This window comes from Vibrio sp. R10-SG3-ISO3 (assembly GCF_059834225.1).
In genome coordinates this window covers 26700-46626 of sequence record NZ_JCBDHE010000011.1, presented here as the reverse complement: position 1 = coordinate 46626, position 19927 = coordinate 26700, and the positions used below count along the sequence as shown (strand labels likewise).

Below are 19927 nucleotides of genomic sequence, written 5' to 3'. Positions count from 1 at the left end.
TGTGGAGGATTCATGCGCTTTACTGATGTTTTCATAAAACGTCCAGTTTTAGCGGTATCGATCAGCTTTTTGATTGCCCTGCTTGGTCTGCAAGCGGTGTTCAAAATGCAAGTTCGTGAATACCCTGAAATGACGAATACGGTGGTGACGGTCACCACCAGCTACTACGGTGCCAGTGCCGATTTGATCCAAGGCTTTATTACTCAGCCTCTGGAACAAGCGGTCGCTCAGGCCGATAACATCGACTATATGACCTCACAATCGGTGCTGGGTCAGTCGACGATTACGGTCAACATGAAGCTCAATACCGATCCTAACGCGGCGCTATCGGACGTGTTGGCGAAAACCAACTCGGTTCGCTCGCAACTCCCCGGCGAGGCGGAAGATCCCACGGTGACCATGTCGACGGGCTCCACCACTGCGGTGCTGTATATTGGCTTTACCAGTGATGAGCTCTCATCGAGCCAAATTACCGACTACCTAGAGCGAGTGGTCAACCCGCAGCTCTTTACCGTCAATGGCGTATCGAAAATCGACTTGTACGGTGGGATGAAATACGCCCTACGCGTCTGGTTGGATCCAGCGAAAATGGCCGCGCTTGGCCTGACCGCTACCGATGTGATGAGCGTGCTCAATGCCAACAACTATCAATCTGCCACCGGTCAAGCGATTGGTGAATTCGTGCTGTACAACGGCAGTGCCGATACGCAGGTGTCGAATGTCGCGGAACTAGAGAATCTTGTTGTTAGCTCGGATGAAGGGGATGTGACCCGTTTAAGTGACATCGCGAAAGTGACGCTTGAAAAGAGTCATGACACCTATCGCGCCAGTGCCAACGGGCAAGAAGCCGTGGTAGCCGCGATCAACGCCGCGCCAAGTGCTAACCCGATCAACATTGCCGCCGACGTGCTAGATCTGTTGCCTCAACTTGAGCGTAACTTGCCAAGCACCATCAAGATGAACGTGATGTACGACTCCACCATCGCGATCAATGAGTCCATCAGCGAAGTCATCAAGACTATCGTTGAAGCGGCGCTGATTGTATTGGTCGTTATCACCCTTTTCTTAGGCTCTTTCCGCGCGGTTCTTATCCCGATTGTCACCATCCCGCTGTCACTGATTGGTGTTGCGATGGTGATGCAGGCGATGGGCTTCTCGTGGAACTTGATGACGCTACTCGCGATGGTATTGGCCATCGGTTTGGTGGTGGATGATGCGATTGTCGTACTGGAAAACGTTGACCGCCATATCAAGCTTGGCGAATCGCCGTTTCGCGCGGCCATCATTGGTACCCGCGAAATTGCTGTACCTGTCATTGCAATGACGCTGACCCTCGGCGCGGTATACGCTCCGATCGCCTTGATGGGTGGCATCACGGGTTCGCTGTTTAAAGAGTTTGCCCTTACCCTTGCCGGTTCGGTCTTTGTCTCGGGTATCGTCGCGCTAACCTTGTCGCCAATGATGTGTTCAAAAATGTTTAAGGCTAATGAAGAGCCCAACAAGTTTGAGCAAAAAGTGCATCACGTATTGGATCGTATGACCAACCGCTACTCACGTATGCTCGGTGCGGTCATGCAGCGTCGTCCTGTCGTGATTGCCTTTGCACTGATTGTGTTTGCTAGCTTGCCGATGCTGTTTAAGTTCATCCCAAGTGAGTTGGCTCCGTCGGAAGACAAGGGCGTGATCATGCTGCTAGGCACGGCGTCATCGAATGCCAACCTCGACTACATGCAAAACACCATGAACGACGTCAACACCATCTTATCGGATCAACCGGAAGTGGCGTACGCGCAGGTGTTTACTGGTGTCCCTAACTCCAACCAAGCGTTTGGTATTGCATCAATGGTGCCTTGGAGTGAGCGCGAAGCAAGCCAAGCGGAAGTCACCAACCGAGTGAGTGGACTGGTGTCAAATGTTCCGGGTATGGCGGTCACGGCATTCCAGATGCCTGAGTTGCCAGGTGCGGGTTCAGGTCTACCGATTCAGTTCGTAATCACCACACCTAATGCATTTGAAAGCTTGTTTACCATCGCGTCTGACATCTTGCTCACGGTGCAATCGAACCCGATGTTCGTCTACTCGAACCTGGATCTAAACTACGATTCAGCGACGATGAAAATCAACATCGACAAAGACAAAGCCGGTGCCTACGGTGTGACCATGCAAGACATCGGTATCACATTGAGCACCATGATGGCCGATGGTTACGTCAACCGTATCGACCTCAATGGCCGCTCGTACGAAGTGATCCCTCAGGTCGAGCGTAAATGGCGTCTCAACCCAGAATCGATGAACAACTACTATGTACGCGCCGCGGATGGCAAAGCTGTACCTCTAGGTAGCCTCATCACCATTGATGTGATTGCTGAGCCTCGCTCGCTGCCACACTTCAACCAGCTTAACTCGGCCACCATCGGCGCCGTTCCGGCTCCGGGTACCGCGATGGGCGATGCAATTGCTTGGTTTGAAGAGACCGCAGTGAATAAATTGCCAAGCGGTTACAACCATGACTACATGGGTGAAGCTCGTCAGTACGTGACAGAAGGCAGCGCGCTATACGCCACCTTTGGTTTGGCGTTGGCGATCATCTTCTTGGTATTGGCGATTCAGTTTGAGTCCGTAAAAGATCCGCTGGTTATCATGGTCTCGGTTCCGCTCGCCATTTGTGGCGCCTTAATCGCCCTTGCCTGGGGCGCGGCATCGATGAACATCTACTCACAAGTCGGTTTGATCACCTTGGTTGGTCTTATCACCAAGCACGGTATCTTGATTTGTGAGGTTGCCAAAGAAGAGCAGCTGCACAATAAACTGAGCAAAACTGAAGCGGTGATGGAAGCGGCGAAAGTGCGTCTGCGTCCGATCTTGATGACAACGGCGGCGATGATTGCTGGTTTGATTCCACTGATGTACGCCACTGGCGCTGGCGCGGCGCAGCGCTTTAGTATCGGTATCGTGATTGTCTCTGGTTTGGCGATTGGTACGCTGTTTACTCTGTTCGTACTGCCAGTGATCTACAGCTACCTGGCTGAGCAGCACAAGCCTCTACCGGTGTTTGTTGAAGATGACGAACTCGAGGCGTTAGCGCGTGAAGATGAGCAGCGCGCCGCGCAGCAGTCGTCATAAAACGCACACGCCCTCATTCAATATCAAAAGGTCACTTCGGTGGCCTTTTTTATTGTGATTCGACGTTTATCGTTATTCGACTTTTATTGCTGTTCGACCAACTATTGCTATTCCACCCACGCGCGCACGCTTTTTACGCAACACTTGACGACTTTCCCCGTCCGATTACGTAGAATACAGACAAGAATAATAGGAGTAGTTGCCACATGTTTGACCCAAAGAAACTGGAACAAATTGCCAAACAAATTCATGACTCTATGCCCGCCCCTGTTAAAGAGCTCGGCGCGGACGTTGACCAAAAAGTACGCCAAGTAATTCAAGGCCAACTCAACAAGCTTGATGTGGTTAGCCGTGAAGAGTTTGATGTTCAAACGCAAGTTCTACTGCGCACGCGTCAAAAGCTAACGGAAATGGAACAAAAGCTCGCAGAGCTTGAAGCCAAACTGGCCGACAAGTAATCGGCTCAGTGCCCACTCTCGAGTGGAATCGCGTACGAAAGAAAAACAAAAGGCTTGGTCTACTGACCAAGCCTTTTTATTAGATGTCGTGTTTTATTTTGTATTTATCACCCCAGTCTGCCTGGAGTTTATTGACTGCGCCAAACTCGCCTAAGCCGATGACGCAGTGAAAATTGCAGTGATTAGCCGCCAACCGCGATGCGTTTCATGTCTGTCATGTAACCACGCAGCTCTTCACCGATGTACTCAACCGGGTGGTTGCGAATGGTTTCATTCACTGCGATAAGCGTCGCGTTGTCCACTTGGTTCGATGTCTCACCTAGGCCTTTACCAATTACATCGGTGTTCACCGCTGGCATAAACTTCTCGCGCAGTAGCGGCGTCGCTACATTCGCAAACAAGTAGTTGCCGTATTCCGCCGTATCAGAGATAACAACGTTCATTTCGTACAGACGTTTACGAGCAATGGTGTTCGCAATTAATGGTAGCTCATGCAGCGACTCGTAGTACGCCGATTCGTCGATAATGCCAGAAGCCGTCATCGCTTCGAATGCCAACTCTACCCCAGCGCGCACCATAGCCACCATCAAAATACCGTTGTCGAAGTACTCTTGCTCAGAGATCTCAACGTCAGTTTCTGGGTAATTTTCGAATGCCGTTTCACCGGTCTCTGCACGCCAGCCTAGTAGGTTAACGTCATCGTTCGCCCAGTCTGCCATCATGGTGCTAGAGAAGTGACCAGAGATGATGTCATCCATGTGCTTGTTGTACAGCGGACGCATCAACTCTTTTAGCTCTTCAGAAAGCTCAAACGCTTTGATTTTAGCTGGGTTAGAGAGGCGATCCATCATGTGCGTGATGCCACCAAACTTAAGTGCTTCCGTGATGGTTTCCCAACCGTATTGCAGCAGTTTACCTGCGTAACCGGGATCGATACCGTCGGCGATCATTTTCTCGTAGCAGACAATAGAACCCGCTTGCAGCATGCCACATAGAATGGTCTGCTCACCCATCAGATCCGATTTTACTTCAGCAACAAATGAAGACTCTAGACAGCCTGCGCGGTGACCGCCTGTACCGGCCGCCCATGCTTTGGCGATGTCCCAACCTTCACCTTTCGGGTCGTTTTCTGGGTGAACCGCAATCAGGGTAGGAACACCAAAGCCACGCTTGTACTCTTCACGCACTTCGGTACCTGGACACTTGGGCGCCACCATGACAACCGTCAGGTCTTCACGGATCTGCATGCCCTCTTCCACCACGTTAAAGCCGTGAGAGTAACCCAGTGCCGCGCCTTGCTTCATCAAAGGCATAACCGTTTCTACAACGTTGGTGTGCTGCTTGTCTGGTGTTAGGTTAATCACTAAGTCTGCTTGAGGGATCAGTGTTTCGTAGCTGCCCACTTCAAAGCCGTTGTCTTTTGCATTTTTGAACGATTGACGCTGCTCGTCGATCGCTGCTTGACGCAATGCGTAAGCCACATCCAGACCAGAATCACGCATGTTCAAGCCTTGGTTAAGACCTTGAGCACCACAACCCACGATGACCACTTTTTTCCCTTTTAGGTAATCCGCTTCTGATGCGAATTCGCTGCGGTCCATAAAACGACAACGACCCAATTGGTCTAGTTGCTCACGTAAGTTCAAAGTATTGAAATAGTTAGCCATGTGGCGCTCCTTTATAGAATTTTTCCGTATCGGTCGGTGGCTTGGCACCGAATGAGTCCATACTAAAGCAGGTATTTAATTGCCTAAAGTGATATATTCACAATTAGTAATTGCAATTAATGCAACAAGGAAATGACGGTTTTATGAATATCAAAAGTCTCCAGCTGTTTATCCATTTGTGCGACAGCCAAAGCTTTGCCAAAACCGCCAGCGCGATGCACATCAGCCCATCAGCGCTCAGTCGACAAATTCAAAAACTGGAGGCGGATACCGGTCAAACGCTGTTCGTGCGAGACAACCGCAGTGTAGAGCTCACCCCTGCGGCAAAAAAACTGCTGCCAGTTGCGCTGTCAATTCAAGGCGAGTGGCAGACGTACCGTGCGCAGCTCAAAGGACAGGACGCGGAGTTGCGCGGCGAGATCCGTCTTTTTTGCTCTGTGACCGCAAGCTACAGTCACCTGCCTGATCTCTTGTCTGAATTTCGTCTCCAACATCCGTTTATTGAATTCAAGCTCTCCACTGGCGATCCTGCACAAGCGATTGACAAGATCATCAATGATGACGTGGACGTGGCGATTTCTGCCTTCCCCGAACAACTGCCAGCGCGAGTCGAGTTTGAAACCATCAGCGAAATCCCTCTATCAGTGATCGCTCCCACCGGCGTGAGTCACTTTGCCCACTCGCTTGGCCAAGACAAACCGGATTGGGCCAACATCCCCTTTATTGTCCCTGAGTCTGGCACGGCAAGAGATCGGGCGAATGCCTGGTTTAAAGCGATGAAGATTAAGCCCAATATCTACGCGCAAGTGTCGGGGCATGAAGCGATCGTCAGTATGGTGGCGTTAGGCTGTGGCGTGGGGATTGCGCCGGATGTAGTGATCAACAACAGCCCAGTCAAAGAGAAGATTCAGCGCTTAAAAGTGGCGTCGATTGAACCGTTTAAACTCGGTGTGTGCTGCAAACGATCGCAGTTGGATAACCCGCTAGTTAAGGCACTGTGGGAGGTGGCACAAGCAACCTATATTGCGCCCTAATGACCATACCTACCCTGCTCCAAGATAAACAAAAGCGCGACATAACGCCGCGCTTATCTCTCTACTGATAGTCTTTCTTATCAAGGGCGAACTGGGCATCCCCTGACTATCTCTCGTTGCCGTCGAAGCATTTAAATCACCCGTGAGAATTGCTGCTGACGCGCTTTGGCTCTTAAGTATTTGTCAAAACACATGCATATGTTGCGGATCAGCAATCGACCACGCAGGGTCACCTGAATCGAGGTGGCGTCTTTCTCCACCAAGCCATCATCGATGAAGGTTTGCAGCAATTGCAAATCTTGCTTGAAGTACTCATCAAACGTGACGTTAAAGCCTTGCTCAATAGCGCGGATATCGAGAGAGAAATTACAGATCAGTTGCTTAATCACTTCACGTCGAAGTAAGTCATCACTATCAAGGACCACACCTTTCCATAAGGCATGGCGCTGGCCACTGACTTGTGCGTAGTACTTTTTCAACTCTTTCTGATTTTGCGCGTAAGCGTCACCAATCATAGAAATGGCTGACACGCCAAAACCGACTAAGTCACAATCACCTTGAGTGGTGTAGCCTTGGAAGTTGCGATGCAGCTCACCGCGGCGCTGCGCCACCGCAAGCTCATCATCTGGCAGCGCAAAGTGATCCATACCAATGAACTGATAGCCGGCGCCAGTCAAAGTGGCGATGGTGTCTTGCAAAATCGCCATCTTCTCTTGGGCAGCAGGCAGATCGTCATCTTTGATTTTACGCTGCGCGGCAAAGAGGCTCGGCATGTGGGCGTAGTTAAAGACGGACAAACGCCCCGGCTGCATCTTCAACACTTGCTCAAGAGTCTTAGCAAACGAGGCTTGGGTTTGCTTAGGCAAGCCATAAATCAAATCTAGGTTGGTCGAGCGAAAACCCAATTGCTTGGCACGCTCAACCATGGCGACGATGAACTCTTCATCTTGCTCTCGATTGACGAGCTGTTGCACCTCTTTGTTGAAGTCTTGCACGCCGATACTCAAGCGGTTGAAGCCTTCGCTGCGTAGGTGATCCAGCATGTCGAGCTCAATTTCGCGTGGATCAACCTCAATACTGATTTCCGCGTCAGTGTCGAAATAGAATTCGGCGCGCAAAATCGCCATCAAACGGCTCACTTGCTCCTTGCTTAAGAAGGTTGGCGTTCCGCCACCAAAGTGCAGTTGGGTGACTTTGCGTTCATGGAGTAACGACGCACGAGTGCGGATCTCAAGCTCCAGCACATCCAAGTACTCATCGGCCTTGTGCGAGTGGCGGGTAATGACCTTGTTGCAGCCGCAGTAGTAGCAAAGCTTATGACAAAACGGGATGTGGATATAAAGCGAGAGAGGACGCTGAGGGTACTCAGTACACGCCATATCGTAATCCGAGATGGTAAAGGCCTCATGAAACTCCAGCGCGGTGGGGTATGAGGTGTAGCGAGGACCCGAATAGTTGTACTTATCAAGAACCGCTTGGTCCCACACGATTTGCTGACTGGCGACAACTGGCTGCGACATGATGATATTCCGTTTGGGCTATAGGCCATGACTGAGCTTGGCTCTAGCAAAAAAGAGACGTCTTATTATGGCCCGCTATTTTGCCATACAAGTTGGCAACCCGTAGAGCGGCACGAGGAATTTTGAGCAGCAATGCTCAGTTTTGATACCTCGATCACTGCCACTTTGGGGTGATCGAGGTGCGAATTAGCCGATCGTCTGAATATTGATCTGGTTATTCAAAGGTTGAACGTGCTTTTGCAAACGAGTTAACTCAGCCACAATCGCGTCTTCAAGACGGGATTCTGCTTTGTGTCGCTCTAAATTTTGCTTCATGCGTTCTTTTTTCGGTAAGGCTTGACGCTCGTCACCACGAGCCATCTCTTTGACAATATGGTAAAGCTCAGAGGTCGCTGGGTACTCACTGTCAAAGTCGACGCGCGATTCCCCTTGGACGTAATCCATAATGTTGTAGAGGCGAATGCTGATTTCTGATAAATCGCATTGGCCCTGGATGCCGGCTAAACACAAGGTGCTGACACTCTCAAAGATATTGGCGTTGCGCTTGTCGATCGCCAGCTTTTGATGGTGCAGTTGCAAAGCCTTTTGCTTTTTCAGTTGCAGCAACAGGTACCCTGCGTAAGAAGCGAGGCCGAGAATGACAGCGCCACCAGCGATGGCTAACAAGGTGACATTCATTGGGCGTGTTATCCTTTAAATTGGTTTAAATCCAAGTCTTCGAACTGCGAGAGAAGTTCATCATCGGTGGCCAATTTCTTGCTCGACTTTTTACTCGCAGGCACAACAGGTTCACTCTCTTGCTCTGCGTCGTCGTCCATCTCGTCGTCTTCTTGGTAGAGACCAAGTTGCTTCATCAGCACTTCGATACGCTCTAGCTTCTCATCGACGTATTTCTGTAGACCGGCGCCTAAACTCTCACCGTTGTCGAGACGGTCAAGCAACACGTTCAACTGCGCGTCGTTTTCCAGCATCTCCAGCTCTTGCTCCGCATTGAGACGGCGCTGCGCTTTGGTCTGCTTTTTCGGCGCATCCACAATCAGCGGAATCTTCTTTTTGCTGCCCAAACGTGGGTCACGCGCGCCGCCCGAAGTGTGCTGCTTCGCTTGCTTGGCTTCTGAGTTACGGTTACCGGTCTTTAGACCTTTGCGTTTTTTGTCTTTCTTACGTAGACGTCCTTCAACATCAGACTCTGTACGATTACGAACGACAATCAGGTCACCATTGCCACCTGATCGGGCTTTTTTACTACGGCTCATTACTGGGGTTTCCTCAGTAAAATTACATCATTTCCAATAAATTCTAGCTCGAGCTGATCCCGCTCTGCCAAGTAGGCAAACGTCGCACGACTAAAGAAGATCACGTGGGTGGGATCATTCTTGTAGTGCCAGTTTGCAAACGCGTCGACATCGATGACCATCTTCGTCATCAACCCTATCCAGCCACCAGGCTTAACCAAATTTAACCATTGCTTCCACACGATGTCGGGCTGATACAAATGCTCGATCACTTCGGTGGAGGTGATGAAGTCGTATTGTCTCTCTAATACCGTCACATCAGGATAATAGTAAAGATCATACACACTCATCGTGTGTCCCTGCTCCTCCATCATCAATGACAATGTCGGGCCAGGGCCACAACCAAAATCTAACCCGTGAGAATGGGGCGCCACTCTGTGTAACATGGGGTCAGCCACGCGCGATAAAAAGCGCCGGTAACCGACATCGCTGGGCGAGTTCTCATGTTGATCATAGTGGGCTTTTTCTGTCGCCGCATCCAACCTTTGCAAAGCCGGTACAAACACCAACTGGCACTGCGCGCACTGTAAATAGTCACGACGTTTATCAGAAACATACGCGTGGGTATCCACACTGTGACAAAGGGGACAAGGTTCCATAATGACATCCTCAAACAGGGATGCGAAACATACCAGAAACTCGACCTAGAGTGGAGGGCTATTGTACAAATTCCCATCAATTGATGAAAATATTCTCTATGAGTGAAAGAAAAGAAATGGCGAATATGTCGCGATGTAGAAGAGATAAAAAAAGCGATAGGAGCCCTATCGCTTTCTAAATGCCTGACGGCGAAACTGTGTTGCATCGATATCAATGCATCAAATGTCCTTTTGTTTTTGGTGCTTTCCCTGCAAAAGGTGTTGTTTTTCACTGTCCGAGTGAATTTTGGCTTTCCGTTGGCGACGTCCCGTCACTGAGCTCATCCTGAGCCTGATCCCTTTCGCTGTCTAAACCATCAGACAAGTCGATCATCCATATCCAGCAGGCATCCTGCCTACCCTTTCCATATCAACTGCCGAGTTTCCGTTACTCGCATCCGTGGAGACCATCTTGGTCTGTCATCCTGATTCAGCGCCCTGCCGATGTGTTCACTCTACCCCAATGATTCGCTCAGACAATCCGGCTCAGACTTTTATTGCACTTTTTTTTCGCTCTTGTTTTCCACTCTTTATTTTTCATTAGGTTAGCGAATTGTCCGTCTGAATTACGTCATTCGATATAGCCAATGTCTCACAACATCGATAGCGAGATGGCGTATCGAGCAGAAAAACGGGGTGTGATCGAGCTCAAACGAAACAGCCCAAACCGATCGGCTTGGGCTGTTTCTCTACTGCGATGCTCGAACAGGCTGAGGTGATCAGTGCAGACCGCCTACGTATTTGGATAGGGTTTCGATATCATCATCCGTTAACTTTTTCGCAATATCACGCATCATGGCATTCATGTCATTGGCGCGTGTGCCGTCACGGAATTTTAGTAATTGGGATTTAATGTAATCGGCGTGCTGACCGGAGATCTTAGGGAATCCAGACAGTTCAGTACCGTTACCACGCGGGCCGTGACATGCGATACACGCCGTCAAACCGCGCTCTGCATCGCCAGCGGTGTAAAGGGTTTTGCCTTTCTCCACCACATTTTCAGGTGTGGTGTTGTGCGAAATAGGCAGAGAAGCGTAGTACGCCGCAAGATCTTGCATGTCCTGCTCTGACAATGGCATCGCCATGCCACTCATCACAGGGTCCATACGGCCTTGCTGGCCATTGCTGGTCATACCCAGTTTCAGGTCTTTTAGCTGCTTTTCGATATATTTAGCATGCTGACCTGCCAATTTCGGGTACATGGCGAGTTGACTGTTGCCATCAGCACCATGGCAGGCAACACACGTTTGAGATTTTGCTTTACCAGCTTCGATGCTGCCTTGGGCCCACACAGAGCAGCTGGCTAAAAGACTCAAGATTAGCGCTAATTTCTTCATGACATTCCATTATAATTATCAAGCTTCCAGTACCACTCTGCGTTGCCACTCATGGTACAATAGGCGACCTTATGCCGAGCACGGTTATTTTACACAATTTCACAAAAAAGTAATCAATCGACTACACAAAGTCGAGATGGAGTTAACAGTGAGCGTAAAAATTCATTATCAAAACACGCATTTCATCACCAGTGCACCTGATATTCGTCATATGCCAGAAGATGAAGGCATCGAAGTTGCGTTCGCAGGACGTTCCAATGCGGGCAAGTCCAGCTCGCTCAATCGACTGACCAACCAAAAGAGCTTGGCGAAGACGAGTAAAACACCTGGCCGTACTCAGCTAATTAACCTATTTAAGGTTGCAGACGGTTGTCACATTGTCGACTTGCCGGGCTATGGCTTTGCCCAAGTCCCACTTGAGATGAAGAAAAAGTGGCAGAAATCCCTTGGTGAATACCTGCAAAAGCGTCAATGCTTGAAAGGGTTAGTGGTACTGATGGATATTCGTCATCCGATGAAAGATCTCGACCAGCAGCTGATCTACTGGGCGGTCGATTGCGGCATTCCAGTACAAGTTTTGTTGACCAAAGCGGATAAACTGAAAAGTGGCGCGCGTAAAGCGGCCGTATTGAAGATCCGCGAAGCCGCCCTTGGCTTTGGTGGTGATGTCAGCGTCGCCGCCTTCTCCTCATTGAAAGGACTGGGCGTCGATGTGCTGCGCAATAAACTCGATGAGTGGTTTGCCCCAGCCTTTGCCGAGAGTGCGCTTGAGGTGCTCGCAGAAGAGGAAGCAACCTCCGCTGACGAGTCAGCCGACGAGCAACCGTCAGATCCAAACGCCTAAAGCGTTCATCCCACTCATATCCAATCACATATCCAATGAATAGGCTCTATCCATCGATAGGGCCTTTTTTCTGTCTCAATAGAAGCGCTGAACGTGAGGTGCGGTGAGTTAGCCAGCGAAACAATAAAAACGTTAACGCCAAAAACAAAAATCCCCACCATCCTGGCGGGGAAACGGGAGAGAAATAACTGGTAATAATTATTATGCGCCTAGCATAAGCCAAGCCCGCTAAAATGCAATCGCCCTACTGCTGAAGTCACAGCGCAAACAAAAAACCAATTATCCCATTAATTACAATCACTTATAAATATATATAACGAAAAATATGCACACCTACACACATGATTTCTGAGTCAAAATAACCAAAGTGTGATTGGTGTTTTCCTACATCTGATGAAAAGAAAACAAAACGAATGAAATCAGCTGACAGGCGATAAGCCAAGTGAATGGAATAGAGAATAAAGGCGTGTTTTTAGGCAGGATGTTGAATTATTGGGATTTTTCTTTCGCACAATAAAAAACGCCCCAGTCAAAAACTGACTGGGGCGGCTGAATCAGCCTAATCCAATAACGTGAAACAAAAGGTCTGAAAGATAGAACATCTTACCTCTGTACCCTACGCCTCTTAATGTACAACAATTGGTCAGAAAGTGAAACCTTTTTTGTAATTTTTTTTCATTAAAGTTTTATTAAGCAACATTTGATATAGCTATGCCGGATCTTATTTAGAGGCAAAAAAAAGTCAGCGTTTGTGCGCTGACTCAACTTATTTCACCAATTTAGTGCAAATTATGCTTAGTGTGCCTGATCCCAGTTGTCTCCATGCCCTACTTCGGCGATCAGAGGGACATCTAATTGTGCAGCCGATTCCATCAATTCTTGTACTTTACTTTCAATTTCGGCTAACGATGACTCTTCGACCTCAAACACCAGTTCATCATGCACTTGCATCAATAATTTCACTCGGCCTTGGCCTTCGTTTTGGATCCACTCATCGACAACCAGCATCGCTTTCTTGATGATGTCGGCGGCCGTGCCCTGCATTGGTGCATTGATCGCGGCACGCTCTGCTGCTTTTCGGCGCATACCGTTGCGTGATGTGATCTCAGGAAGGTGCAAGCGTCGACCAAACAAGGTTTCTACATAACCTAGCTCAGCCGCTGTGCTGCGCGTGTCTTCCATATACTGCATAACGCCTGGGTAGCGCTCGAAATAGGTATCCATGTATTGCTGCGCTTCACCACGAGGAATCCCTAGCTGCTTGGCCAAACCAAAGGCACTCATCCCATAGATCAGGCCAAAGTTGACGGCTTTCGCTCGGCGACGCTGCTCACTGGTCACTTGCTCGATATCGACGCCAATAATTTCAGCGGCGGTCGCAGCGTGGATGTCTTTACCTTGTTGGAAGGCATCAAGTAACGCTTTATCGCCTGACAAGTGCGCCATAATGCGCAGTTCAATTTGCGAGTAGTCGACCGCCATGATTTTGTACCCGTGCGGCGCGACGAACGCTTGGCGAATACGGCGTCCCTCTTCGTTACGAATCGGGATGTTTTGTAAGTTCGGATCGGTTGAGGACAAACGCCCTGTCGCCGTGACAGCTTGATGGTACGAGGTGTGTACTCGGCCCGTTTCAGGATTGATCATCTTAGGCAGCTTATCGGTGTAGGTCGATTTAAGCTTCGCCATACCGCGATACTCTAAGATTAGCTTCGGCAGTGGATAATCCAGCGCAAGCTCTTGCAGCACCTCTTCGTTGGTCGATGGTGTACCCGATGGTGTCTTCTTCACTACAGGTAGTCCCATTTTCTCAAACAGAATCGCTTGCAGCTGTTTAGGTGAGTTCATATTGAACTCTTGCTCTGCCACCTCGTAGGCTTTTTGTTCAAGCTCATCAAGACGCTTTGCGATCTCTTGAGATTGCGCAGCCAGCTTCATGTCATCAATCAAGACACCGGTGCGCTCAATCCGCGATAGGACAGGCACGAGCGGCATCTCTATGGTTTCATAGACCGACTTTAGCTTGTCGTCTTGCTCGATGTTTTCCATCAAGCGATGGTGCAGACGCAAGGTGACATCCGCATCTTCTGCGGCATAAGGCGCCGCTTGGTCCAATTCAATTTGGTTAAACGTCAGCTGCTTTTTGCCTTTACCCGCGATCTGCTCAAACGAGATGCAGCTGTGTTGCAAAAAGCGCAGCGCGAGGCTGTCCATGTCATGCTTACCGCCGACACTGTTGTAGACATAAGACGCCAACATGGTGTCATGTTTGATGCCTTTCATGTCGATGCCATAACGTGCCAGCACACTCGCATCGTATTTTAAGTTCTGGCCAACTTTGGCTTGCGATTCATCTTCGAGTAAAGGCTTGAGCTGTGCGAGTACCCAATCTCGGTCAAGCTGAGCCGGCGCATCAAGATAGTCATGCGCGACAGGCACATACGCCGCGACACCTTCTTCGGTCGCAAAAGAGACACCTACTAAATTCGCCACCATGTAATCGAGGCTGTCGGTTTCCGTATCGAACGCAAACACCTTGGCTTCGCGTAGAGCGTCTAGCCACTTAGCGAACTGCGCTTCATCCAAAATAGTTTCATACTGACTGCGATCGATGCTCGCTGCGGCGACATTGAGCTCCGGCGCTTTGGCTGACGAGCTGACTTCACGTTGCCCGGATTTTTCGTTCGCTTCCACTACGCCCGTGCCGCCTTCGAGCAGCTCATTGAGCCAAGATTTAAACGCCAGCTCTCCATAGAGTTTGACCAGTTCATCCTTATTCGGCACAGACTTCACCAACGCGTCTAAACTCTCTTCGAGCTCAACGTCGAGCTTAATCGTCGCCAGCTCGTAGGAAAGGTAGGCATTGTCTTTGTTATCCAGCAGCTTTTTCGCCATGGTTTTCGAGCCACGGAAACCGAGCGCGGCAATGTCATCCAATTGTTGGTACAGCTTGTCTAAACCACCAATGCCTTGTAGCAAAGCTGTCGCGGTTTTGTCACCCACGCCAGGGACACCAGGAATGTTATCGACTTTATCGCCCATCAGTGCGAGGTAGTCGATAATCAGCTCAGGGCCAATTCCGAACTTCTCCACCACCCCTTCTCTGTCCATCACCACGTTAGTCATGGTGTTGATGAGGGTCACGTTGTCATCCACCAGCTGAGCCATGTCTTTATCACCGGTGCTGATCAACACCGGCATACCCGCTTGAGACGCTTGATGCGCCAGCGTACCGATCACGTCATCGGCTTCCACGCCCGGCACACAAATTAAAGGAAGCCCCATAGCACGAATCACATTGTGCAAAGGCTCGATTTGGCAACGCAGATCATCCGGCATAGGCGGACGATTGGCCTTGTACTCGGCGTACAGATCATCGCGAAACGTTTTGCCTTTCGCATCAAAGACCACCGCGATACGATCACTGGCAAATTGACGCATCATACTGCGCAGCATGTTCACCACACCATAAACGGCGTTGGTTGGGATCTCCCCGTTGCTCATCGTGCCTGGGTAAGCATGAAATGCGCGATAAAGGTAAGAAGAGCCATCAATTAAGATCAAAGGGTTGTCTGGGATACGAGCCATAGTTTGTTATCTGCCTGTCCAAATTTCTGCTTAGGATGCCATGACTCAAGCAGTGAATCCATGTTCTGTCGAGGAATCGCGATCACACAGCGTGTTGGTGATCGCCTCTTGTCTTGCTCACGCTGTGGATAAGTCTGTTTATACTATTTTCCACTGCGATGTGAAATTTGACAAAATGATGCTAAGTAACACCTTAAACCATTGTAATACAACAAAAACAACCAAGATCGATCATGCAAGGATCGATCTTTTTGAGATCTTCAACTGTGGAAAAGACACCTGGTGTCCTTTTATTCACCTCAAATAGCAGGCATAAAAAAAGCGACATCGTGAGGATGTCGCCTAGCAGAAAAGGTCAAAGCATGTTCATGCGAATCACACTTTGCCGTAAAGCTATAAATTACACTGGAAGCAATGTGAGCAATGTCGTGTCAAAAGAAACGTGTGCAAGTTCGTTAGAGTCTGGCATCACCTTTTCCATATCGAATCCGGTTCTACCACGTCCTTGTGAACTTCTCTCATTCCCTAAGACGAGATAAACAATAACCATTCTCATTTATCCCGTCAATAGTTAAATGAGAAAAAATCTCATTTAATTTTTATGACCACTCACATCGTCTTTACAAAATGAATGCGCGACTCGATTAAAGGTGCTTTTTCTTCAAAGTGTTCGATCAGATAGCCATTGCGCAATAGCAATCTCAGCATGGCTGGAAATTGGTTGCGAGATTTCACTTTCAAGCGCAGATAGCCCTGCTTCGCCACCCACGCCTCTTGTACGTCGAGCAGCGTTTGCGCCACGCCTTTATTGCGCGCTAACGGCGATACGCCGCCAAACCAGCTGTAGAATGTCTCAGCATCGAGCTCGTAGCCAATTTTGAAACCGAGCAACTGCTCCCCTTCTTGCGCCACTTGAATCAAGTAACGGCGCCCTTTCAACCTCGCCGCCAAGCTCTCAACCGTTTCCTTTTGAGCAAATTCATTGATTTGGTTGACCACCTCGACACACTCTTCTAACGTGCCTTCTCGATACTGCACACTCATTGCGATCTCTTCTCTGGGTTAGGTTAAAAAGAAAAAGGCCGGCATACGCCGACCTCAGTATTGTCGCTTCGCTTACTCTTGCTTTAAAAACGTCGCCGCTTGCGCTTGCTCCTGCGCCAACCATTGCGCCACATCTTTAGCAAAGTAGGTCAAAATGCCATCGGCCCCCGCCCGTTTAAAGCACAGTAGGGATTCCATCACAGTGTCGCGCTCTTTAAGCCAGCCATTGGCAAACGCGGCTTTGTGCATCGCGTATTCACCGGAAACTTGATAAGCAAACGTCGGTACTTGCAGCTCAGATTTCACACGGCGAACCACATCCAGATACGGCATGCCCGGCTTCACCATCACCATATCGGCGCCTTCGTTGATGTCCATCGCCACTTCATGAATGGCTTCATCACTGTTGGCCGGATCCATTTGGTAGTTCTTTTTGTTGCCGCCTTTAAGGTTACTCGCCGAGCCAACCGCATCGCGGAACGGGCCGTAGTAACAAGAGGCGTATTTCGCCGAATAGGCCATGATTTGGGTATTGATGTGACCCGCTTGCTCTAGCGCTTCACGAATCGCGCCAATGCGGCCATCCATCATGTCAGAAGGCGCGACCACATCCGCCCCTGCTTCGGCGTGCGATAGTGCCTGCTTGACCAATACCTTAGTGGTTTCATCATTGAGTACGTAACCTTCGTCATCGATGATGCCATCTTGACCGTGGGTGGTGAACGGGTCGAGCGCCACATCGGTGATCACCCCCATCTCTGGCACATGCTCTTTGAGCGAACGAACGGCACGCTGAACTAAGCCCTCTGGGTTGTACGCTTCTGCCGCGCACAAGCTTTTGGCATCTTGGTTCACCACAGGGAACAGCGCAATGGCGGGGACACCAAGCTGCGCGAGGTATTGCGCCTCTTCTAACATTAAATCAATGGAAAGACGCTCAATACCCGGCATCGAATCGACAGTTTCTCGGCGATCTTTGCCCATCAGAATAAACATGGGATAAATCAGATCATTCACTGAGAGTTGATTTTCTGCCATAAGGCGACGACTGAAATCATGCTTACGCATACGACGCATGCGACGGCCAGGAAACTGACCTTGAATAGAAACTGACACTCGATTCTCCTTGTGTGGTGAAAGTGCTTGTGTCGCATCATATCACTCCCGCTCTCTTGCACCAGCCAACAAGGCGAAAAAATCACGCAAAATACGACCTAGGCAGATTGGCGCCATTTGCTGCATCTTCTACTCAGACAGGTATACTGGCTCCATTGACGTTTTATCCAGAGACACATCCCATGATCGACACCCATGCCCATATCTACGCCAGTGAGTTTGATGGCGATCGCGACGCCGTGGTGGCCCGCGCATTGGAACAAGGCATAGACCGCATCTTATTACCTAACATCGACCTTGATTCTATTGGCCCTATGTTGGCCACGGAGCGTCAGTTTCCCGATGTATGCCGCTCGATGATGGGGCTCCACCCTTGCTACGTCGATGGCAATGTTGAGCAAACCCTTGCGCAAATTCATGCCTGGTTTAGTCAACATGCGTTCATTGCCGTGGGCGAAATTGGCATCGATCTCTATTGGGACAAAACCTATCGCGCCGAACAAGAACACGCGTTTGTCACGCAGCTGCAATGGGCCAAAGCAATGGATCTACCGGTGGTGATCCACACCCGTGACTCCATTGAAGAGACCCTCACTCTGCTTGAAAAAGAGCAAGACGGGTCCCTCAGCGGGGTTTTTCACTGTTTTGGCGGTAGTCTCGAGGAAGCCAAGGCAATTAATGAGTTGGGTTTTCACCTTGGCCTTGGTGGCGTCTCCACCTTTAAAAATGGTGGGATGGATAGCGTCATCCCACATTTGGATATGAGTAAAGTGATTCTGGAAACCGACTGCCCTTACCTCGCACCTGTGCCTCATCGCGGTAAGCGTAATGAGCCTGCCTACACCCATTTGGTTGCGCAGCGTGTTGCCAGCCTTCGCGATATCTCGGTCGAGGAAGTAGACGCGATTACTACCGACAATGCCAAGGCCTTGTTTAGGCTATAGCCAGCAACGCGTGTTCCCCTCGACTCTTTAGTGCCAAGATATTGGACTCGATAAAAAAGGCTTGCCCATCGGCAAGCCTTTTTTATATCAGCGACTACTCGCTCTGTTCGTCCTCTTTTCGCACATAAAAACGGGCGAAAAACAGGCCGACTTCAAACAACAAACACATGGGTATGGCAAGTAAGGTCTGAGAAATCATGTCTGGCGGTGTCAGCATCATTCCCACCACAAACGCGCCGACCACAATATACGGGCGCTTCTCGCTGAGGCTTTTAGGATTGGTTGCGCCAGTCCAACACAGCAAGATGATCGCCACTGGCACTTCAAAGGCGATACCAAAAGCTAGGAAGAGAGCTAACACGAAATCCAGATAGCTGGAAATATCCGTCGCAAACTCAACGCCACCGAGTGAAATCGCAGTAAAGAAGCCAAACACTAGCGGGAACACGACAAAATAGGCGAACGCCACACCACAGTAAAACAGCAGTGAGCTGGAGAACATCAGCGGCATGATCAATCGACGTTCATGCTTGTAAAGACCCGGCGCCACAAACGCCCACACTTGGTACAAGATGAAAGGCACCGCAATAAAGATGGACGCAATCAGGGTGAGTTTGAGCGGAGTAAAAAACGGCGACGCCACATCGGTGGCGATCATCGTCGCCCCTTCAGGCAGGCGCTCCACCAAGGGCGCTGAGACAAATTCGTAAATGTCGTTGGCAAAGTAAATCAAACCAACAAACACCACCAATACCGCCACGAGTGCGCGCAGCAAGCGGTTTCTCAGTTCGAGAAGGTGGCTAATCAAAGGTTGTGTCTGCTCAACAGAAGACATGAAGACCTCAACTATTGGGAATCAAAAGGAGCAGCGATTGGCTGCCCCTCAATAATCAGAGTGGTGAACTACTCAGGCTTTTTATCTGTTGTAGCCGGGGCAACATGCAAAGACTCTGTGGCGTCGGCGGAAGGCGCTTTTGACGCTGCCTCTTCAGAGGGCTCAGTCTTGGCAGGCTCGTCGCTTTTCTTGGCATAAGGGCGCTGCACGTCTTGCGCGGCTTGCTTTAACTGGTCAACGGAGGATTTCAACTCTGGCGAGAGATCTTCCATGCCCATCTGCTCAGCTTTACGCAAATTCTCTTGCAGCTCTTGCACCTTAAGCTCATGGGACAATTCGTCTTTGACGCTGTTTGCCATGTTCTTGGCCGCACCGACAAAACGAGTGACACTGCGAATCGCATGCGGCAATCGCTCAGGGCCGAGAACTACCAGCCCCACCACAGAGATCAATACCAGTTCCCAGAAACCGATATCAAACACGA

General features: G+C 49.8%; 17 protein-coding genes. 5 read left to right on the top strand and 12 right to left on the bottom strand.

Annotated elements, in window-relative coordinates:
* The first annotated feature begins 12 nt into the window (after nucleotides 1–12).
* On the top strand, nucleotides 13–3123 hold the full coding sequence (locus AC6R1A_RS02055; RefSeq protein ID WP_500630176.1) for a multidrug efflux RND transporter permease subunit: 3111 nt from the start codon (nucleotides 13–15) through the stop codon (nucleotides 3121–3123).
* Between the two features lie 206 nt (nucleotides 3124–3329).
* The gene (gene ubiK, locus AC6R1A_RS02050; RefSeq protein WP_334555452.1) at nucleotides 3330–3581 is read left to right on the top strand and encodes a ubiquinone biosynthesis accessory factor UbiK; all 252 of its coding nucleotides are present in this window, start codon (nucleotides 3330–3332) and stop codon (nucleotides 3579–3581) included.
* Between the two features lie 182 nt (nucleotides 3582–3763).
* Here the strand turns inward: ubiK and ilvC are convergent, their stop codons facing one another.
* Nucleotides 3764–5248, bottom strand: a complete 1485-nt coding sequence (gene ilvC, locus AC6R1A_RS02045) for a ketol-acid reductoisomerase (RefSeq protein ID WP_334555451.1) — start codon at nucleotides 5246–5248, stop codon at nucleotides 3764–3766.
* Between the two features lie 143 nt (nucleotides 5249–5391).
* Between ilvC and ilvY the strand changes: the two genes are divergently transcribed.
* Nucleotides 5392–6282: an HTH-type transcriptional activator IlvY gene (gene ilvY, locus AC6R1A_RS02040; protein ID WP_334555450.1), complete on the top strand. Its 891-nt coding sequence runs from the start codon at nucleotides 5392–5394 to the stop codon at nucleotides 6280–6282.
* Nucleotides 6283–6413: 131 nt separating this feature from the next.
* Here ilvY and hemN read toward each other — a convergent pair whose 3' ends face one another.
* The 5 genes from hemN to AC6R1A_RS02015 form a co-directional block, all read right to left on the bottom strand.
* Nucleotides 6414–7802, bottom strand: a complete 1389-nt coding sequence (gene hemN / locus AC6R1A_RS02035) for an oxygen-independent coproporphyrinogen III oxidase (protein ID WP_500632507.1) — start codon at nucleotides 7800–7802, stop codon at nucleotides 6414–6416.
* 186 nt (nucleotides 7803–7988) lie between these two features.
* Nucleotides 7989–8480 carry a DUF2489 domain-containing protein gene (locus AC6R1A_RS02030; protein WP_487902700.1) on the bottom strand — a complete coding sequence of 164 codons (492 nt, stop codon included), beginning with the start codon at nucleotides 8478–8480 and terminating at the stop codon, nucleotides 7989–7991.
* 8 nt (nucleotides 8481–8488) lie between these two features.
* Nucleotides 8489–9058 carry a Der GTPase-activating protein YihI gene (gene yihI / locus AC6R1A_RS02025; RefSeq protein WP_487902701.1) on the bottom strand — a complete coding sequence of 190 codons (570 nt, stop codon included), beginning with the start codon at nucleotides 9056–9058 and terminating at the stop codon, nucleotides 8489–8491.
* Nucleotides 9058–9696, bottom strand: a complete 639-nt coding sequence (locus tag AC6R1A_RS02020; RefSeq protein ID WP_487902702.1) for a class I SAM-dependent methyltransferase — start codon at nucleotides 9694–9696, stop codon at nucleotides 9058–9060. Before AC6R1A_RS02020 ends, yihI begins: the two co-directional genes overlap by 1 nt.
* A gap of 758 nt (nucleotides 9697–10454) precedes the next feature.
* A complete protein-coding gene (locus tag AC6R1A_RS02015; RefSeq protein ID WP_334555445.1) occupies nucleotides 10455–11072 on the bottom strand; it encodes a c-type cytochrome in 618 nt (205 codons plus the stop codon).
* Between the two features lie 148 nt (nucleotides 11073–11220).
* Here AC6R1A_RS02015 and yihA point away from each other — a divergent pair, with 148 nt between their 5' ends.
* Nucleotides 11221–11916, top strand: a complete 696-nt coding sequence (gene yihA, locus AC6R1A_RS02010; protein ID WP_500632508.1) for a ribosome biogenesis GTP-binding protein YihA/YsxC — start codon at nucleotides 11221–11223, stop codon at nucleotides 11914–11916.
* 554 nt (nucleotides 11917–12470) lie between these two features.
* Here yihA and spfP read toward each other — a convergent pair.
* The 4 genes from spfP to hemB form a co-directional block, all read right to left on the bottom strand.
* Entirely contained in the window at nucleotides 12471–12518 is a 48-nt protein-coding gene (gene spfP, locus AC6R1A_RS02005) for a small protein SpfP (RefSeq protein ID WP_438356636.1), read from the bottom strand.
* Nucleotides 12519–12711: 193 nt separating this feature from the next.
* Entirely contained in the window at nucleotides 12712–15504 is a 2793-nt protein-coding gene (polA, locus tag AC6R1A_RS02000) for a DNA polymerase I (RefSeq protein WP_500632509.1), read from the bottom strand.
* A gap of 609 nt (nucleotides 15505–16113) precedes the next feature.
* Complete coding sequence (locus AC6R1A_RS01995; protein WP_334555442.1) at nucleotides 16114–16548, bottom strand: GNAT family N-acetyltransferase; 435 nt, start codon at nucleotides 16546–16548, stop codon at nucleotides 16114–16116.
* A 72-nt stretch (nucleotides 16549–16620) separates the two neighbouring features.
* On the bottom strand, nucleotides 16621–17664 hold the full coding sequence (gene hemB, locus AC6R1A_RS01990; RefSeq protein ID WP_334555441.1) for a porphobilinogen synthase: 1044 nt from the start codon (nucleotides 17662–17664) through the stop codon (nucleotides 16621–16623).
* Nucleotides 17665–17846: 182 nt separating this feature from the next.
* Here hemB and AC6R1A_RS01985 point away from each other — a divergent pair, with 182 nt between their 5' ends.
* Nucleotides 17847–18608: a TatD family hydrolase gene (locus AC6R1A_RS01985; RefSeq protein ID WP_500629600.1), complete on the top strand. Its 762-nt coding sequence runs from the start codon at nucleotides 17847–17849 to the stop codon at nucleotides 18606–18608.
* 94 nt (nucleotides 18609–18702) lie between these two features.
* On the opposite strand, the gene tatC is transcribed toward AC6R1A_RS01985, so the two are convergent.
* Nucleotides 18703–19443, bottom strand: a complete 741-nt coding sequence (gene tatC, locus AC6R1A_RS01980) for a twin-arginine translocase subunit TatC (protein WP_487902706.1) — start codon at nucleotides 19441–19443, stop codon at nucleotides 18703–18705.
* Between the two features lie 68 nt (nucleotides 19444–19511).
* A complete protein-coding gene (gene tatB, locus AC6R1A_RS01975; protein WP_487902707.1) occupies nucleotides 19512–19925 on the bottom strand; it encodes a Sec-independent protein translocase protein TatB in 414 nt (137 codons plus the stop codon).
* Nucleotides 19926–19927: the final 2 nt, after the last annotated feature.

What these genes read in the sequence shown, in the direction of transcription:
- ubiK (WP_334555452.1), top strand. Translation starts at nt 3,330, where the DNA reads ATGTTTGACCCAAAGAAACTGGAACAAATTGCCAAACAAATTCATGAC.
- yihI (WP_487902701.1), bottom strand. Translation starts at nt 9,058, where the DNA reads ATGAGCCGTAGTAAAAAAGCCCGATCAGGTGGCAATGGTGACCTGATT.
- AC6R1A_RS02015 (WP_334555445.1), bottom strand. Translation starts at nt 11,072, where the DNA reads ATGAAGAAATTAGCGCTAATCTTGAGTCTTTTAGCCAGCTGCTCTGTG.
- polA (WP_500632509.1), bottom strand. Translation starts at nt 15,504, where the DNA reads ATGGCTCGTATCCCAGACAACCCTTTGATCTTAATTGATGGCTCTTCT.
- AC6R1A_RS02030 (WP_487902700.1), bottom strand. Translation starts at nt 8,480, where the DNA reads ATGAATGTCACCTTGTTAGCCATCGCTGGTGGCGCTGTCATTCTCGGC.
- hemN (WP_500632507.1), bottom strand. Translation starts at nt 7,802, where the DNA reads ATGTCGCAGCCAGTTGTCGCCAGTCAGCAAATCGTGTGGGACCAAGCG.
- ilvC (WP_334555451.1), bottom strand. Translation starts at nt 5,248, where the DNA reads ATGGCTAACTATTTCAATACTTTGAACTTACGTGAGCAACTAGACCAA.
- AC6R1A_RS02055 (WP_500630176.1), top strand. Translation starts at nt 13, where the DNA reads ATGCGCTTTACTGATGTTTTCATAAAACGTCCAGTTTTAGCGGTATCG.
- AC6R1A_RS01985 (WP_500629600.1), top strand. Translation starts at nt 17,847, where the DNA reads ATGATCGACACCCATGCCCATATCTACGCCAGTGAGTTTGATGGCGAT.
- AC6R1A_RS02020 (WP_487902702.1), bottom strand. Translation starts at nt 9,696, where the DNA reads ATGGAACCTTGTCCCCTTTGTCACAGTGTGGATACCCACGCGTATGTT.
- ilvY (WP_334555450.1), top strand. Translation starts at nt 5,392, where the DNA reads ATGAATATCAAAAGTCTCCAGCTGTTTATCCATTTGTGCGACAGCCAA.
- tatC (WP_487902706.1), bottom strand. Translation starts at nt 19,443, where the DNA reads ATGTCTTCTGTTGAGCAGACACAACCTTTGATTAGCCACCTTCTCGAA.
- AC6R1A_RS01995 (WP_334555442.1), bottom strand. Translation starts at nt 16,548, where the DNA reads ATGAGTGTGCAGTATCGAGAAGGCACGTTAGAAGAGTGTGTCGAGGTG.